This window comes from Vibrio sp. Hep-1b-8, assembly GCF_006124995.1.
In the GTDB taxonomy this organism is placed as follows: domain Bacteria; phylum Pseudomonadota; class Gammaproteobacteria; order Enterobacterales; family Vibrionaceae; genus Vibrio.
In genome coordinates this window covers 44,958-61,121 of the sequence record NZ_QEWN01000104.1, presented here as the reverse complement: position 1 = coordinate 61,121, position 16,164 = coordinate 44,958, and the positions used below count along the sequence as shown (strand labels likewise).

Below are 16,164 nucleotides of genomic sequence, written 5' to 3'. Positions count from 1 at the left end.
GATATCTACAGCCGCAAAATCGTGGGGTATGAAGTCTATGAATGTGAGTGTGGCGAGTTAGCATCACAACTCCTGCAACGGACGTTGATGCGAGAACAGTGCTTCAGCCAACCGCTGGTTCTTCACTCAGATAACGGTGCGCCTATGAAGTCGCTGACGTTCAAAGCGAAGATGGATGAGTTAGGCATTACCTCATCGTATAGCCGTCCAAGAGTCAGTGATGATAATCCGTATGTTGAGTCGTTGTTCCGCACGGTAAAGTACATGCCAAATTGGCCGACAAAAGGCTTTGAAAGTCTCGACAGCAGTCGACGTTGGGTTGAAGCCTTCGTGCGCTGGTACAACACCGAGCACAAACACAGTAAGCTAAATTATGTCACGCCTTCAGAGCGTCATAATGGAAAAGATGAAGAGATCTTGAAGCGCCGAGCTGAGGTATTGCTCGCAGCAAAACAGCGAAAACCTGAGCGCTGGCCTGGTGATATCAGGAACTGTGAACCAGTTGGTAACGTACACCTAAATCCAGAAAGAGAAGCAGCTTAATAAGCAAGCAAATGATGGCAACTATCTTGAAAAACACCGCTACTCTTCGACTAACGATGGAAAATCGTACAACATCTTAGGTCTTGATCTACGCTTCTACTTCATAAGATTTTCTCTCACGGTCCTCAGAGTCCTTATTTAAAATTTTCTCACTCTCAGGCAAAGGAGGGAGTATAACTCCAAGGGTTAGATAAAACGTTTTTGCGTGAAGTGCGGATTCGCCACCAAGACGTCCATTAATGAAATTTCGTCGAGTACGACCAAGTGCTCGACACCGTCTACGTCGAGTTTAATCACTTCTTGCTTGTCCTGATTGCGAGCAGTATCACGAGCAATACCTTCCATGCTTTGACCTGTTGTTAGCGTCAAACGAACAGGATAACGGTACAAACACACTATCTCGATATAGTCATAATCGTTGCAGCTAATCATTTTACTCTCCGCTCTAATTCATTGATGGACAGATTTGGCTCACAGCCATTGGCCCTATTGGCACCAACAACAAACACTCTACCCATGCAAGTCATACAACTCAAGTCGTTGTCTCTCCAAGATTTACAGCACTGAGTTAGACATAAACGTTAAATGCCTGCAAGACGTTACTCAACTGAAACATTGGCAGCCTAAAAACGGCACATACTTTTGGTGTTTTGATTATATGGTCCAAAAATATGAACCGAATAGGCTTGTTGTTTATTATCGTCCCCATGTTCATTTTAGGTTGTAATGGCAGCAGTGAGCCAGTCTCCCTTGTGCCCCCTAAAAAGCCTACGCCGCCTCCCCCCATAGAGATCAATAAATTTGGTGCTTGGTACGGCAATTCCAGTACTGGCTATATAGGTGTCAAAGCATTTTGTCATATCTGCACTCACCAAGATTTTGACTACCAGTGGGAAACGGATAGCAACAACGACGGTACGTTTGATCATTCAGACTCAGTATCATTTGGGCCGATTAAAACAATCGATGTGGCGACCTTTGGCAAAAGAGTTAAGTTAACCGTCACCAATGACGAAGTCAGTTCTCCGCTAATCAAATACTACGCTCCACCTGAAGACCTCATTGAAACTATCTATAGCAACGCTAAAGCTTTCGCCGCACTCAAGAGAAACGGGACGGTCGTGACTTGGGGAGACCCTTATTATGGCGGGAGTTTAAACCGTGATCTTTCGGATATAAAACGCATCTATTCCACTGGAGGCGCTTTTGCTGCCCTGAACAGCAAGGGGCAAGTCTTTACATGGGGCGACAACACACTCGGCGCCAACAGTAGTCAGGTCAGCTTTAACTCGAGTGGTATCAACACTATTTACTCCAATGATTATGCCTTTGCCGCCCTGCAAAATGACGGTAGCGTCGTCACTTGGGGAAGTGCCAATAGCGGTGGGAACAGTTCTAATGTCGATCTTTCAAGGGACATTGAATCGATATACTCCAATGACGCATCCTTCGTCGCAATCAAAACTGATGGAAGCGTTGTCGCATGGGGCAATAGCTTTACTGGAGCAAATCTAAATGGTGTTCACTTCAACAGCACGGTAAAAAAGGTCTTTGCGACGGAGGCTTCGTTTGCCGCTTTGCTGGACGACGGTTCTGTCGTCGCATGGGGGCACCCTGATTCTGGAGGGCGCCAACCGACTCAACTTAACGGCATTGTTGTTGATATATTTTCAAATGACGGTGCATTTGTCGCACTAAAAAACGACGGTTCTATTACTGCGTGGGGGCACCCCTCATATGGCGGTGTCGTAAGCCAAATCAGTAACGTAGAAACCGTTGTTGCAACAAAGAAAGCGTTTGCTGCGCTAAGGAAAGATGGTTCAGTGATCACATGGGGAGACGCGGCTCACGGTGGAAACTCAACCGGTGTCGACTTTTCCGGCGGAGTAACATCGATCTCAGCCACCAAACAAGCATTCTCAGCGGTTAAACTCGACGGTACGGTCGTATCTTGGGGACCCGCTAGCGCAGGAGGAGATTCCTCAACCATAGATTTCTCGCAAGGGGTGGAAAAACTCTTCACCAACGGTCATGCTTTCTTCGCCTTAATGAAGGATGAAACGGTCTTAACGTGGGGACATTCAAATTTTGGCGCTAACTCATCCAACGTTGATCTTAGCAATATACATTCAGTCTATGCGACCGATACCGCATTCGCTGTACTCAAAACAAATGGCACAGTCGTCTGTTTTGGCGACAGTAATGGAGGTGGTGATTTAACTCAAGCCGCTCATCAACTTGAACTCAAAGGCAAAGAGGTGGAATATTCGACACCATAAATGGTGTGAATCGAGCTACCTGTTACTTAACCTAGCTAGCTCGTATGGAACGAGTTATCGCTGATAAACCAAGATGTTAGTGCGTCTCGCCAGATGAAACATTCGCTCTGTAGCAATGGGCAGTTTCATCAAACACAAACTCGACCTCATTGACAATACTTTCCAGTTTGTCGTTTTGGTAATGTGAAACATAAAGAAGTTGGCTTAAGTTTTCCTTGGCAATCAGCTCGAGAGTATTTTTTACCAGCCGCCTTCCTAGATAATCCAACCCTTGGTATGGCTCATCCAATATCAGCAGCGCGGGCTGTTTAACAATCGCACGAGCAATCAACAGCAATCTCTGCTGACCATATTCCAGTTCTCTAAACGAGATGTTGGCATACTGGCTCATATGGAGAATTTCCAGCCACTCTTTAGCAACCTGAATCTCTTTCTTAGAGGGTTGCTGGTAAAGGCCAATTGAGTCGTAAAAGCCCGAAAGAATGACTTCTAGTGCCTTACAACTGACACGGTATTGGAGATGCAGAGCAGACGACACCATGCCGATGTGCTTTTTTATTTCCCAAATAGATTCACCAGAGCCGCGCTTTTTGCCAAATATCTGGATGTCATTGGAATAACATTGCGGATGGTCGCCAAAAATGAGCCCAAGCAATGTACTTTTTCCACAGCCGTTTGGCCCTTTGATTTGCCAATGTTGTCCATTATCAATTCGCCAGTTCAAGCCCGTAAAGATGGTTTTATCCGTGTACGCGACTTGACCTTGTGTGATTTCAAATACCGGGTTATCGAAATGGTGGCTATGTTGGTAGCGGTGGATTAATGCCAGCATCTGTTCGCTCTGCTGTTGAGACTGTGCCTTAATCTGACGAATGACAGGATGCGACTCCCATTCACTCTTTGGCATAACACTTTCAAGTTTGCCGTGATTGAACATCGCAATCTGCTCAACCCATGCTGGTATATCCTCTTCACGATTGAAAGTAACAATCATCTGGATAGATTTCGATAACTCATACAGATAGTCGGCTAGCGATGCTCTGTGGGCGACATCGAGGCCAGTAAAGGGGTTATCAAGCACAATCAGTTGTGGCTGTGTTGCCAATGCACGGGCAAGCATTACACGACGAGTTTCTCCCGTCGACAGCACGCGGAAACCGCTTTTTTCTAAGTGGCAAAGATCCAGTTTTTCAAGCAGGTTTTTAGTCACCGACTCAGAATGACACTGACGATAAATCAATGTGTAAACCGATGTGCCTGTATCAATTCTATCTAAAAAATCTGTCTCATCATTGGCGATTTCCTCTTCCAGTAATCGTTGCTGTTCAACCAGCGAAACTTGAGCAATGCCTCCTTCGCTTGCTGAAAGCATAGATTCCGATACTGTATATTCGCCCGTAAGTAGACATCCTAATACGGACCCAATATCGCCTTCGGTACTGAACACGCCCCATGATTGTCCATGGTTAATCGTCCACTCGTCGATTTCGAGTCGATTGGTACCTGTTTCTAAAGCGAGCTGGTTGATAATTATTTGCATAGAATGGTTTCCCTACCCTTCAAAACATAGATTGATAGCCTCAAATTACTTCAAACCTAGGCTTAGTGCGATAGGGAAATAGCAAAGTGTGATATTCACAACGAGATTAGAGCATTAGGCGTATTGCTTAACAAAATCAATAAACGTTCTGTCCGCCATAGATAAGTATCCATCCTTTCGCCACGCCAGTAATAGATCGATTTTGACTCTTGGTTCAAACGGTACTCCAACCACCTCTTTCTCATTTTGGGTCACTAATTCAAGTAGTGCCGTAATCGCAAACTCGTGTTTTACAATGCTTAGAATCATTGGCAACAGATTGGTTTCAAAAGAGAAGCGCATCTCTTTGCTGCACTGCAATGCCTTTTCTTCGAGAAAGTTACGGTGAAAATAACCTTGTTTAAACATCACCAGCTCATGGTCAAAAAAATCCTCGAAGCCAACCGATTTCTGTTTTGCGAATGCATGCTCTTTGGCAACAACGGCCAACATTTCCACTTGCAAAAGATGGTCGGTTTCTAGGTCTTCAGGCACATTTTCATCATCAATCACACCAATATCGAGCTCGCCGTTAAGTAGCATCTTGCGAATATCTCGAGTGCCCGCATCGACCAAAGTTAATTTCAGATTGGGATAACGGCTGTTAAATGCCATCAGTACCTGTGGAAAGAAATAGGATCCCATCATACTTGGTGCACCAAGCCGAACTTCACCTTTTTCAAGCCCTTTGAGCTCATCAATCGCAAGTTGAGCATCTTCCAATTGCTGTAAGATACGTTTGGCGTGCTCATACAGAACCTCGCCTTCATCGGTGAGCGATATTTGCCGATCTTCACGTCGAAACAGTTCGACTCCCAGACTTTGTTCCAGCTTTTTTATCGAAATGCTCAAAGCCGGCTGTGCGATATGCAGTGCTTTGGCTGCTCGAGTGAAATGCCCATGTTGTGCGACAGCAACAAAGTGCTTGAGATGCTTCGAGTCCATGCTTATCTCTATATAATTTTCATATCAGGATAATATTTTTAATATATTTTATTTATCACATTTTGACTGATATTTTGCTCACATATCTCCTTATTTGAAGCGCCACTATGATTGAGCTTAAAACCAAGCAGTACCGGAACGTCACTTTTAGTTTAGCCTTAGGCTCATTTCTGGTTTTTTGTAACCTGTACCTGTTCCAGCCGATGCTTCCGTTTATGGCGACTCATTTCTCCGTTTCCGAAACCCAAATTAACTGGGTGTTTGCCGCCAGTACGCTTGCCTTGTCCGTTTGTCTCGTTCCTTGGGCAGTCGCGTCCGAATCATACGGGCGGCGCAAGATAATGCTCGTAGGTCTGCTGGCTATGCCGGTGATTGGCCTGTCGATGTTGGTCAGTGATTCACTTGTTGTTCTCGTTATACTGCGTGCGCTCATGGGTATGGCGCTGGCTGCATTCGCCTCCGTAGCGGTTGCCTATATGGTTGAAGAGTTGTCTGAACAGGCCTTCGCCCAAGCGATCGGCGGATACATTGCTGCCAATTCTCTGGGCGGTATTGCCGGAAGAATCATTGGTGGTACTCTGACAGATGCACTTGGCTGGCAGCAAGCCGTCATCATCGTCGCACTGGTGTCACTGTTCGGTGCATCAGTAGTGTTCTTTACCCTACCAAAGCAGGTGAACTTCACGCCTCAACGAGGCATGTTGCGCTACCATAATCGTGCTGTGGTAAAGCACATTAAAAACAAAACGATTTGGATTGCGATGGTACTTGGTGGGGTTAATTTTGCCCTGTTCGTCAATCTGTACTCAGTGATGGGATTTCGCTTGGTCGCGGCTCCGCACAACCTGCCAATCGGTCTTGCTTCGTTAATCTTCCTTTGCTATCTGTCAGGTACGTTGAGTTCAAGATTAACTTCGGTTTGGCGTAAGCGTCACCAAAGCGTGTCGGGAATGGTTACGGGGACCACGATTAGCCTAATTGGTATGCTGATCGCTTATGTAGATTCACTGACCTTTATGATTTTAGGCCTACTCCTGATCAGTTTTGGCGCGTTCTTCACTCATACACTCGCGTATGCTTGGGTCAGTCAAAAGGCGACACACGCTAAAGCAACTGCGACAGCGCTTTATCTCGTTCATTACTACATCGGCGGTAGTATTGGTGGGTTCTTCCTTATCTACTGCTGGCAACAAGGGGGCTGGGCGTATGTCATGGCGGGAGGCTCAATGCTTTATGCTTTGGTGTTTATCCTCTGCCATAAGCTGTCGAGAGCCGAGGCTAATGGCCCAATAGACAAGCCAGCACCAGTAGAATCTGCTATTCTTGCGCCAAATTCTAATTTGGAAGCAAAATGACTAACCAAAGCTCAACACAGATGAACAAACAGCAAGTGGCAAGCGCTGTAGAACAATGGCTAAACGATGTGGTGATCGGCCTTAACCTTTGTCCATTTGCCGCCAAGCCACAACGCAACAAACAGATTAAAATTTTCGTTAGCGAAGCCGAAACAGAAGAAGCGCTGCTGGAAGATATTCTGACTCAGTTGTTTGAATTGGACTCTACTGAGCCGGAGCAACTTGAAACCACACTGGTTGCGGTTCCCAATATGCTCAGTGACTTCTACGACTACAACCTGTTTATCGACTGGATCGAAGCGCTTATACGCCAGCAAGATTGGGAAGGTATTTTCCAATTAGCCACCTTCCACCCAAACTACTGTTTTGGGGGCGCAGAGCCTGAAGACGATGAGAACCTCACCAACCGTTCTCCGGTACCCGTATTTCACCTGATCCGCGAAGAGAGCATGGAAAAAGTCCTTAAACATTACCCAAATCCTGAGGCGATTCCAGATACCAACATTGCTCGCGTTGAGTCCTTAACGGCTGAAGAACGTCGAAAACTCTTCCCATACCTATTCCGCTAACGAGTTGAAGCGACAAACGACAAGCTGACCTTATTGGGCACTTGATCCCGCTCTGTTCAATTGTTTGTCGCTCGACTGATTTATTTTATAGCGCCGATAGCAGGATTTAACCCGCTTTGGTAGTATTGCTCCACCACAATGACATCCGGATTAATGGATATGCACCTTTCAAAACTGACCACTGATATTTTCAATCACCTTTACCGTGATATTTCTGAGTTCCGTAGCACCTTCGATTTACCTGTCGCTTCTCCTGAGAGCCTAGATGACAAGGCTGACACTCTACACACTTCTCTTGCAATCGAAGAGTTAACTGAGTTAGCAGAAGCTGACAATAAAACAGAACAAGCGGACGCGATCATCGACAGTGTTTACGTTTTGATGGGTCGCTTGGTGCATCTAGGCCACGACAAAATTGAAGACAACCTAGCCATCAACTACCTTATCGACCTGCTACTTAATGTTGCGGTTAACCGTGGCATTGACTTTGTTCCATGTTGGGATGAAGTGCACTCAAGCAATATGAGTAAAGTATGTCGTAACGAGCAAGAGTACGCTGATACTGAAGCACACTATGCAGAGCAAGGTATCAAGCTGATGGCAGTACAAAAAGGCGATTACATTATCGCTAAATGTGCTGAAGATTTCGTCGCTGAAGGTAAGACGATCCGTCAAGGCAAAGTACTGAAGTCGGTTTACTACCGTCCTGCGGATCTTGCGCCTCTGACTCAATAGGTCGACGCTAGATAAAAAGACGCCACCTTCGGTTTCCCTTAGGTGGCGTAAGCTGCCATAGTCAAAAACTGACTTCATTAACATTTGGTTTGTTACCACTCTCGTAGAACTCCCTTCTAGTTAAATCCGCCTAACAAGAACGAGAATGTATCGCTATCACTGTTGCCAATAGCGTGCCAATCTTGAATAAAATTTAACTCATTGATTTTTAATGGATTTACAAAAAAGCAGCGACACGAGTCATTGACCCGCGATCTAAACCAGTGCAAGACGCACCAAACTAATCCTTTAGGGGTAAATAATTACTCAAACAGCAGGATGGGTTCTCCATCCAACATGACGTGCTTAACTTGGGTTTTAAACACTCGTGACAGTTCGCTTGCGTTCAGCACTTGCGTCACGTCGCCGAAGCTTTGCAGTACTCCTTTATCGAGCAGCAATGCTTTGTCTGCATGCTTGAGGGTCCGGTTGAGATCATGATTGGACATAATCACGCTAATTCCCATCTCAGCCACACGGCGAATAAGTTTATACAGTAGGCTTTCCTGACCGATATCGAGCGGAGCTGCGGGCTCATCTAGGATTAGTAAACGAGCATGTGGGTTTAAAGTTGGCCATATTTGCAAACAGATCGCGCACAGACGTACCCTTTGCCACTCCCCTCCAGAAAGGTGATGAATGGAACGGTGCAGTTTGTCGTCAATCTCTAAAAGTTGAGCCAATTCCTGAATAACGCTTTCAATTTCACTGGTTGCAGAGTTAATAAAGGCTGGCAAAGAGAGTGACACATAGTGAACAACATCGAGGTTGAACGCTGGACGGTCACTTTGTGTAAGATACGCACGACGTTCAGCCAAAGTAGAGATTGAACTTTGTGCAACATCAAAATCATAGATGGTTGCTTGACCTTCAAAATTGAGTAATCCCGCGACCGCAGATAGTAAGGTACTCTTACCACTGCCATTCGGACCAATAATATGAAGGATCTCACCGCGCTCTACGGCGAAGGATAGTGGCAACAATCTAGCGCCGACGGATAAACTGTTAACGTGAATCATGATTACTTACCAACATCCAAATAAAGATTGGTGCACCGATTGACGTGGTGACGACCCCTAACGGCAACTCCGCCGAATCAAGCGCGGTTCTGGCGATCAAGTCCGCAAAGACCACGAGTGTCGCACCTGCCAGAGCGGAAATAGGCAGTAAGTATCTATTTTCACTGCCAAAAGCGAGTCGCAGAAGATGAGGGACTACGAGACCGACAAAACCGATGACTCCCCCTAATGCCACCGCACCACCAACAAGAATCGATACGGCAAGGATCAACTTCCAACGAGCACTATCAACATCGACGCCTAGTTGCTTCGCATGCTGTTCACCCATCATCAACTTATCTAGCAAACGCCCTTTGCAACATAGCCAGACCAACACGGGCACTAACAACAAGGTCAACATATGATGATACCAACTTGCCGCGCCTATGCTGCCCATCAACCAATACATCAACTGACGCAGGCTTAGATCATCACTGAAGTAAAACGCCCAAGTGACAATCGCACCAGATAGAATGCCAAGGGCGACCCCTACCAGTAATAACCGAGTGGTAGTCAAACGCAGAGACTTTGCAACAAACACCAATAGCAGAGTAAAGGCTAGCGCCCCTAACACCGCAGCCAGCATAAAGCCAATGGGCGTTGCCAACAGCGGAAAAAAGAACAGTACCAGCACCATCATGACGCTAGCGCCACCTGAGATACCGAGTACTCCAGGTTCTGCAAGCACATTGCCCAGTAATACCTGTAGCACGGCCCCAGAAACGGCTAACGCCGCTCCTACCGCGACGGCCGCCAATAAGCGTGGCAAACGTAGCTGCATAATTAACTGTTCTTGCAATGATGAAAGTGTCTCGAAAGGCGAAATGAATACTTCACCGACCATGAGATAAACGGCACTGATAACAAGTAGAGTGATCAAGAAAAGTACACCAAAGTGCGTCCATCTACGTTGTCTACGGTTAAGTAGCTGAGAGAATTCCATGTTGTCGTTATCTATTTGGCAAAGCCGTAAACAATAATGGCTTAACGATACCGTTAAGCCATTAAAATAGAAAGCGTACTAACCTAGTTAGTCACAAAATATGGTCTTAATCGTAAACGACCTGACCTTGTTCATAACGAGTTTTCACTGGGCATACCATTAGCGCAGCACGTTGACCGACAGCGACATAACGGTTAGGGAAAACAATCGCTTCACCCTCATTTTTTGCCATCAATGGTTTATCGCCATCATGTCCGAACACTTCACCATGTTTAAATGCCGTAAAGTTTTCGACGTTGTCATCAAATAGGAAATCAAAATCATCGTGAAGACGAACAATCGTACGACTCACACGGTACATGGTCGGTTTGCGTGGCAGATGCTCCGCCTGACTGTCTGACACTAGGTCACGTAATGCCAGATCAAATGCGACTAGCTTATCGAGTTCATTCTCACCGATTTTAGCCACGCGACCAAGTTCAACGGTCAGCGCTTGAGCACCAAAGTTTTCCGCACTAAACCAACTAAAGGTACTCGAAGGTGCGTTAGAGAACATTACGGCTTCAAGATGAGCACTGGATACAAACTCCATCAAAGCCTGACTGCGGACAGGATGACGAACCTTAGGGCTAACGACAAACGAGTAATGTTTCGATAGACGAATCGCACAATGTAAATCGAGATGCCAACGCTGCTCTTGCTCTGTCCCAAGATAAAAATCACTCACAACCTTCTTCAAGTTCTTCGCGATCTCAAGCTCTTTAGACGGTTGATACTCTTTCTCATCAAACAGACGGTTGAGGTTCATTTCAATGAATCTCGTATGCGCGTTAGTCGCTTCTGGATGAGCATTAATGAAAAGCAGCCGGTTAGTCACCGTTTGGAAACCAGACTGAATATCAGTGATGATCTTATCCGTGATCTCCATCGGCGCGGTCTCATCGCCGTGAATACCACAGGAAATAATGATGTGCTTACTATCTTCAGACAGCTTCGCTGGAATGACCTCCAACACACCACGTTGATGAATTTTAAAGACAGTTCCACCAGCAACCGTGACTTCGTTGGCTGGCATTTCTTGTTCTAAATTTAGACTGTCTAAAAGAAATGATTGGCGAAAGAGGTTTTTCGTCATGCGCTACTCCTTTATTGCACAGCGGGTATGTTAATGAATTGTTCGGATAAATTTTGTAGGTGCGATCCCACTTATTGACACCAATCATGTGCCTCATTGCAATTTATCCAATTGCCACTAACAGATGTGGCAAATAGGTCTTCCACTGTACAAATTGGCCAAGTATTGGCTTGGCCAACCGATAATATCATGATTTTGATATGATTATTTTTGATCTAACAAGGATTCAAACTCATCTATCTTAGTTTTCACTCGATCTATGCTCTGTTGCCAGAAATCTGCTTGTGATAAGTCCATTCCGAGATGTTTCTCAACGACTTCTTCCGCCATCATTGAACCCGTGTCGCGTAATAGACTCACGTAATCGCGATAGAACTGATCGCCTTTGCGCTCACGCTGGGCATAAACACCAATACTGAACAAATAACCAAATAGATATGGGTAGTTATAGAAGCTCACTTCAGAAATAGAAAAGTGAAGTTTACTTGCCCAAAAGTAAGGATCTGGCTCTGACATCGAATCGCCGTACCACTCTTGCCAAGTTTCGCTCATCAGATCACACAGTTGAGTCGGGCTCAGTTCACCTTGGCTACGTTGACTGTAGAAGGCTTTTTCAAACTCAAACCGCACAGGGATATTGATCATTAGTGCGTAGCAGGATGTAAGTTCTTCCCACAACATTTCCAGTTTTTCTTCACGGCTACTCACTTGAGCAAGCAAATAGTCTCGAACGATGTTTTCAGCGAAAATTGAGGCAGTCTCTGCGAGAGTCATTGGGTAGCGAGTTTGACATAAAGGCATATCACCCATCACCCAGTTGTGGAACGCATGCCCCAACTCGTGCGCTAAAGTGAGCAGATCGGAGCGACTTCCTCCCCAAGTCATGAATACCAGAGGCGAACGTGTGGCGGCAAACTTGGTGCAGTAAGCACCTAAACGACGATTTTCAGTCGGTTGCGCATCAATCCAACCATTTTCAACCATCACATCGACAAATTCGGCCATTTCACTATCCACTTGAGCAAACGCGGTGCGGATAATCTCAATCGCTTCATCAAACGCATACACTTTAGGTTCTGCGTTAGTAATACTCGGCATTCCCGCGAGATGATTCCACGGGCGCATCTCTTGTAAGCCATGAACTCGAGCCATTAACAGGCCAGCTTTTTGACCTATGCTTCGATTGGCTTTCGCCGTCATCATCATAGCGTCTAGGGTCGAACTCTCTATGCGGCTTTCATGTAAACTGGCATCTAAAAAATGGACATCCGTTAACTTAGAACGTTTTTGATATTCCGTTAAACGCCAACCCGCCAAGGCATTAAGGATCGCAGCAAATGATTCTTGGTTGGCTTTCATCGCGGCCTGTATACCACGCCACGCGGGCTCTTGGCTCGCAAAGTCTGTCCCATACAGCAAACTCGCGGCATGAGAAAAACCGACTTTACTACCTTGCCCATCCTCTAACGTCACCTGTAGAGATCCTGTGATGTTGTCATACAGGCGCCCCCAGGCATCACGACCGTCCACTTGCATTGCTGTCAGCAGTTGCTCTTCAGCTACCGATAGCTTAATCGCCGCTTGTTTACGCGCACACTCTATCTGGAAAGCTTGTCCATAAACATCGCCACTTGGGTGAGTGAGCACGTCACTAATAAAGCTCTCTGGTGCTAGGGTTAAGGTATTTTCGTACGGTGCAAAAGCCTGCGACAACTCAGAGTTGAGCTTGGCAACACGGCCTATCAGGCTTTTGGCATCATCGTTTGATGCATCAATAGATGCGTGGCAGAGAGCGAAGGTATTGATTGTCGCCAACAGTTTTCCAGCAGCTTCGCTGGTTTGAATAGCATTCTGTGTCACTGACGGTGACTCACGATGATCAACATGGATAGCGAGCGCCTGGATACACTGCCTGATCAAATCGATGTCTTGTTCGATTTTCGTGTCGTTCAAATCTTGATAAGCGATGGACAAGTCCCAGCTTGGTGCGGTCATGATACTTCCTTAGCTATCCGTTTAGCGGTTTACCTATCATACAAACCCGAGGATAGCTCTGTTCAGCCTTGGTGATTTGTATATGAGTTAAAGAATGGTGGGCGATATTCAAGCTCGAATAAAGGGCTGGATTGCTCCAGTCTAGCTTGAGTACCTTAGCTAAAATCATTCTGATCGTGCCACCATGGCAAACGATGAGAGTGTCTTTTTCGACAGTTTGCATAAATTTATCCCACGCTGTCGAGATCCGTTGGTAAAAAAGGTCCAAGGACTCAGCATTGGGCAAGCGGCTGTTCGCTGGATCTTGCCAAAACGTCTCAAAAACTGGCCATGATTCTGGTACTGTTGCAAAAGGAACTCCATCCAAATCACCAAATGATATTTCGCGCCATTCATGGGCGACAACATAATCGAGATGTTTGGCGTTGTCGTATATCAACTCGGCTAACTCTTTACATCGTTTTAAGGGTGAAGTAATCAAAGTATCGAAACCAAGCCGCTCACTCATAAGGCTTTGATAAATGTCCTGCTGATGTTCTGCTGCAACCGACACATCGGTGTGACCATACAGAGCAGGCTCACCAAGTGTTTTGCCATGTCTAAGCAAGTAAACATTGATGCTTTTGATTTGACTCACACTAGGCTCCATCCACTTGTTTGAGTGTCATTGGCAATCCCGCCGCGATAAGTGTTACGCGATGAGCGACCTGAGCCAAAGCCTGATTCATCCAGCCAGCGTGATCGACAAATAAACGCGAGACTTCGCCCAAAGGCACAATGCCGAGGCCGACTTCATTTGAAACCAAAATCACGTCTGCCTTACAGGAGACAATCGCTTGGTGTAACTCTGAGACGTGCCGCTTTATCTGCTCTTCACTCAAGGTTTGACCATGATTGTAAATGATGTTGTTCAACCACAACGTTAGACAATCTATCAACACCACATCCCCGAACTCAAAACGAGCGAGCAGTGACGCTAGCTCAATGGGGCACTCATGCTCAACCCAGTCATTGCCTCGCGATTGCTGATGATGAACAATACGCTTGGCCATCTCCTCATCAAAGGCTATCGCTGTTGCGACGTAGTGCTTCACTTTTTTGCTTGCGATGGAAGTAACTTGCGACTCTGCATAACGCGACTTACCCGAGCGTGCGCCTCCAAGTACTAAATGGATAGTCATAAGTTGACTCCCTGTACGGCAATCAAGGAGAGATAGATCAGCATTTCACTCAGTTGTTGCGCTGCGCCTAAGCAATCACCTGTAAATCCACCAATTCTTGCCATCAACCAACGCTTGAACAGCACTCGAAACAAGGCAAGGACAGCAATCAAAATGAGTGTTTGACCCAAGCCAAGTAACCAGCACGGTAACACGCCCGTGAGTAACAATATCACTAACTCTCGACGAGATTGTCGTTCAGCTAAGGGCTTACTTTTACTCGTATCCGTGCCTGTGACATAAGGCATATCGTAGATCAGTGAAGCGGCGACAGCCCGACTTAAACCATAGCTAACGACAATGATTAATAAGATTTGCTGCGCCTGAATCAACTCTGATAGCAGAACGTATTTCGCCAGCAAGGTCATGATTAACGCGCTAGCACCATAAGTACCAATACGGCTGTCTTTCATGATCTCAAGCCGGCGCTCAACCGTCATACCACCACCGATACCATCGGCCATATCCGTCAAGCCATCTTCATGAAAAGCACCCGTTAGAAGCAAGCTAAACACCATCATCAGCACAATGGCGACAGGAGACGGAAACAACAACTGCGAAGCGTAAAGCACCAGAGCACATAACGCCCCTAGCATTAATCCAACAAGGGCGAAATACCGCCCAGCCTGATTCATTCGTTCAGGGCTATATGGAATAGATGCAGGGACGGGGATCCGAGAAAAGAAGCCTAATGCGAGCATAACCAGCTGATACTGATACTTGATTGTAGACATTAGTCGACGACCACTCCTGCTTGCTCAAAACTCGCCATATGGTTATAAAACTCGGCAGCTGCACGCAGCAATGGCATCGCCAGCACAGCACCTGTGCCTTCTCCCAGTCGGAGAGAAAGATCTAATAAGGGTTGTGCGTCTAGCTGTTGCAATAAGTACTGATGTCCAGCCTCATGAGACTGGTGCGCGAAAATCATGATTTCTCGACAATCTGGGTTGAGCATACTAGCCGCATAGGCTGCTGCCGAGACAATAAAGCCATCAACCAATACCGGCGTTTTGCTTTCTGCCGCGGCTAAGAATCCACCCACCATCTGAACGATTTCAAAGCCTCCAACTTCTGACAAGACATCAATGACTTCAAGCCCTTCACAACGATTGACACCTTGACTCACCAAGTCGACTTTCTTTTGCCACTGTTGATCCGTAATACCCGTTCCACGACCGACGCATTGGGTGACAGGCAGGCGACTAAGTGCAGAAAGAATCGCAGCGGCACTACTGGTGTTACCTATTCCCATTTCACCAAACATCACTAGGTTCGAACCTGAATCAATGATCTTACTGACCATCTGTTTACCGAGTTCTATACCCTTTTTTGCTTGTTCTGGCGTCATGGTCGCCTGACGCGCCAAGTTATTCGTTCTCTCACCAAGGCGTTGGACAATAAAGGCATCTGAATCATGATCGACAGGTATTAAGATGCCACAATCGACCACTTTTAACGCCACCTGATTGGTGCGACAAAAACAGTTAATCGCCGCCCCACCTGCAAGAAAGTTCAACACCATCTGCTGAGTAACCGCGCTGGGCGCAATACTTACACCTTCGTCTGCTATTCCATGGTCGCCAGCAAACACAACCGCTGTCGGTTGGCTAATTTTAATATCAGTGACAACGTCACCCTTTATATTGCTTTGGATCAGCGCCAGTTGGTGCGCCAATGTCTCTAATTGTCCTAAAGCACCAAGCGGTTTTGTTTTCTGATTAATGCGCTGCCAAATAGATTCTGAATAACTGTGGTCTAACATAATG

At 46.2% G+C, this 16,164-nt stretch carries 16 protein-coding genes; 5 read left to right on the top strand and 11 right to left on the bottom strand.

The annotated features are described in order from the left end of the window. The coding region (locus tag DA100_RS11595) for an integrase core domain-containing protein (RefSeq protein ID WP_138972275.1) at positions 1 to 543 on the top strand (543 nt) is incomplete at its 5' end. A gap of 186 nt (positions 544 to 729) precedes the next feature. Here the strand turns inward: DA100_RS11595 and DA100_RS11590 are convergent. Then, complete coding sequence (locus DA100_RS11590) at positions 730 to 975, bottom strand: Rho-binding antiterminator (protein WP_138972274.1); 246 nt, start codon at positions 973 to 975, stop codon at positions 730 to 732. Between the two features lie 239 nt (positions 976 to 1,214). On the opposite strand from DA100_RS11590, the gene DA100_RS11585 reads away from it, so the two are divergent. After that, the gene (locus DA100_RS11585) at positions 1,215 to 2,822 is read left to right on the top strand and encodes a hypothetical protein (RefSeq protein WP_138972273.1); all 1,608 of its coding nucleotides are present in this window, start codon (positions 1,215 to 1,217) and stop codon (positions 2,820 to 2,822) included. 76 nt (positions 2,823 to 2,898) lie between these two features. On the opposite strand, the gene modF is transcribed toward DA100_RS11585, so the two are convergent. After that, on the bottom strand, positions 2,899 to 4,362 hold the full coding sequence (modF, locus tag DA100_RS11580; RefSeq protein ID WP_138972272.1) for a molybdate ABC transporter ATP-binding protein ModF: 1,464 nt from the start codon (positions 4,360 to 4,362) through the stop codon (positions 2,899 to 2,901). A 114-nt stretch (positions 4,363 to 4,476) separates the two neighbouring features. Further along, complete coding sequence (locus tag DA100_RS11575; RefSeq protein ID WP_138972271.1) at positions 4,477 to 5,346, bottom strand: LysR family transcriptional regulator; 870 nt, start codon at positions 5,344 to 5,346, stop codon at positions 4,477 to 4,479. A 107-nt stretch (positions 5,347 to 5,453) separates the two neighbouring features. Between DA100_RS11575 and DA100_RS11570 the strand changes: the two genes are divergently transcribed. The 3 genes from DA100_RS11570 to DA100_RS11560 all read left to right on the top strand — a co-directional run bounded on the left by DA100_RS11570 (position 5,454) and on the right by DA100_RS11560 (position 8,005). Then, complete coding sequence (locus DA100_RS11570) at positions 5,454 to 6,701, top strand: MFS transporter (RefSeq protein ID WP_138972270.1); 1,248 nt, start codon at positions 5,454 to 5,456, stop codon at positions 6,699 to 6,701. Next, complete coding sequence (locus tag DA100_RS11565; protein WP_138972269.1) at positions 6,698 to 7,270, top strand: DUF1415 family protein; 573 nt, start codon at positions 6,698 to 6,700, stop codon at positions 7,268 to 7,270. The genes DA100_RS11570 and DA100_RS11565 overlap by 4 nt, the downstream gene beginning before the upstream one ends. Before the next feature lie 159 nt (positions 7,271 to 7,429). Beyond that, entirely contained in the window at positions 7,430 to 8,005 is a 576-nt protein-coding gene (locus tag DA100_RS11560) for a nucleoside triphosphate pyrophosphohydrolase family protein (RefSeq protein ID WP_138972279.1), read from the top strand. A gap of 302 nt (positions 8,006 to 8,307) precedes the next feature. On the opposite strand, the gene btuD is transcribed toward DA100_RS11560, so the two are convergent. From btuD to cobT, 8 genes are all read right to left on the bottom strand, one after another. After that, on the bottom strand, positions 8,308 to 9,063 hold the full coding sequence (gene btuD, locus DA100_RS11555) for a vitamin B12 ABC transporter ATP-binding protein BtuD (protein WP_138972268.1): 756 nt from the start codon (positions 9,061 to 9,063) through the stop codon (positions 8,308 to 8,310). After that, the gene (gene btuC / locus DA100_RS11550) at positions 9,050 to 10,045 is read right to left on the bottom strand and encodes a vitamin B12 ABC transporter permease BtuC (RefSeq protein ID WP_138972267.1); all 996 of its coding nucleotides are present in this window, start codon (positions 10,043 to 10,045) and stop codon (positions 9,050 to 9,052) included. The genes btuD and btuC overlap by 14 nt, the downstream gene beginning before the upstream one ends. A 106-nt stretch (positions 10,046 to 10,151) precedes the next feature. Then, positions 10,152 to 11,180 (bottom strand): succinylglutamate desuccinylase, encoded by a 1,029-nt coding sequence (locus DA100_RS11545; RefSeq protein ID WP_138972266.1) that lies wholly within the window; start codon positions 11,178 to 11,180, stop codon positions 10,152 to 10,154. A gap of 204 nt (positions 11,181 to 11,384) precedes the next feature. Then, on the bottom strand, positions 11,385 to 13,175 hold the full coding sequence (locus DA100_RS11540; protein ID WP_138972265.1) for a M3 family oligoendopeptidase: 1,791 nt from the start codon (positions 13,173 to 13,175) through the stop codon (positions 11,385 to 11,387). Positions 13,176 to 13,188: 13 nt separating this feature from the next. Next, a complete protein-coding gene (locus tag DA100_RS11535) occupies positions 13,189 to 13,803 on the bottom strand; it encodes a histidine phosphatase family protein (RefSeq protein ID WP_240800912.1) in 615 nt (204 codons plus the stop codon). Positions 13,804 to 13,813: 10 nt separating this feature from the next. Continuing rightward, positions 13,814 to 14,356: a bifunctional adenosylcobinamide kinase/adenosylcobinamide-phosphate guanylyltransferase gene (gene cobU / locus DA100_RS11530; protein ID WP_138972263.1), complete on the bottom strand. Its 543-nt coding sequence runs from the start codon at positions 14,354 to 14,356 to the stop codon at positions 13,814 to 13,816. Continuing rightward, positions 14,353 to 15,129, bottom strand: a complete 777-nt coding sequence (locus DA100_RS11525) for an adenosylcobinamide-GDP ribazoletransferase (protein ID WP_138972262.1) — start codon at positions 15,127 to 15,129, stop codon at positions 14,353 to 14,355. The genes cobU and DA100_RS11525 overlap by 4 nt, the downstream gene beginning before the upstream one ends. Further along, positions 15,129 to 16,160: a nicotinate-nucleotide--dimethylbenzimidazole phosphoribosyltransferase gene (gene cobT, locus DA100_RS11520; protein WP_138972261.1), complete on the bottom strand. Its 1,032-nt coding sequence runs from the start codon at positions 16,158 to 16,160 to the stop codon at positions 15,129 to 15,131. Before cobT ends, DA100_RS11525 begins: the two co-directional genes overlap by 1 nt. Between the last annotated feature and the right edge of the window lie 4 nt (positions 16,161 to 16,164).

What these genes read in the sequence shown, in the direction of transcription:
- DA100_RS11545 (WP_138972266.1), bottom strand. Translation starts at nt 11,180, where the DNA reads ATGACGAAAAACCTCTTTCGCCAATCATTTCTTTTAGACAGTCTAAAT.
- DA100_RS11565 (WP_138972269.1), top strand. Translation starts at nt 6,698, where the DNA reads ATGACTAACCAAAGCTCAACACAGATGAACAAACAGCAAGTGGCAAGC.
- DA100_RS11540 (WP_138972265.1), bottom strand. Translation starts at nt 13,175, where the DNA reads ATGACCGCACCAAGCTGGGACTTGTCCATCGCTTATCAAGATTTGAAC.
- DA100_RS11585 (WP_138972273.1), top strand. Translation starts at nt 1,215, where the DNA reads ATGAACCGAATAGGCTTGTTGTTTATTATCGTCCCCATGTTCATTTTA.
- DA100_RS11525 (WP_138972262.1), bottom strand. Translation starts at nt 15,129, where the DNA reads ATGTCTACAATCAAGTATCAGTATCAGCTGGTTATGCTCGCATTAGGC.
- cobU (WP_138972263.1), bottom strand. Translation starts at nt 14,356, where the DNA reads ATGACTATCCATTTAGTACTTGGAGGCGCACGCTCGGGTAAGTCGCGT.
- cobT (WP_138972261.1), bottom strand. Translation starts at nt 16,160, where the DNA reads ATGTTAGACCACAGTTATTCAGAATCTATTTGGCAGCGCATTAATCAG.
- modF (WP_138972272.1), bottom strand. Translation starts at nt 4,362, where the DNA reads ATGCAAATAATTATCAACCAGCTCGCTTTAGAAACAGGTACCAATCGA.
- btuD (WP_138972268.1), bottom strand. Translation starts at nt 9,063, where the DNA reads ATGATTCACGTTAACAGTTTATCCGTCGGCGCTAGATTGTTGCCACTA.
- DA100_RS11575 (WP_138972271.1), bottom strand. Translation starts at nt 5,346, where the DNA reads ATGGACTCGAAGCATCTCAAGCACTTTGTTGCTGTCGCACAACATGGG.
- DA100_RS11570 (WP_138972270.1), top strand. Translation starts at nt 5,454, where the DNA reads ATGATTGAGCTTAAAACCAAGCAGTACCGGAACGTCACTTTTAGTTTA.
- btuC (WP_138972267.1), bottom strand. Translation starts at nt 10,045, where the DNA reads ATGGAATTCTCTCAGCTACTTAACCGTAGACAACGTAGATGGACGCAC.
- DA100_RS11590 (WP_138972274.1), bottom strand. Translation starts at nt 975, where the DNA reads ATGATTAGCTGCAACGATTATGACTATATCGAGATAGTGTGTTTGTAC.
- DA100_RS11560 (WP_138972279.1), top strand. Translation starts at nt 7,430, where the DNA reads ATGCACCTTTCAAAACTGACCACTGATATTTTCAATCACCTTTACCGT.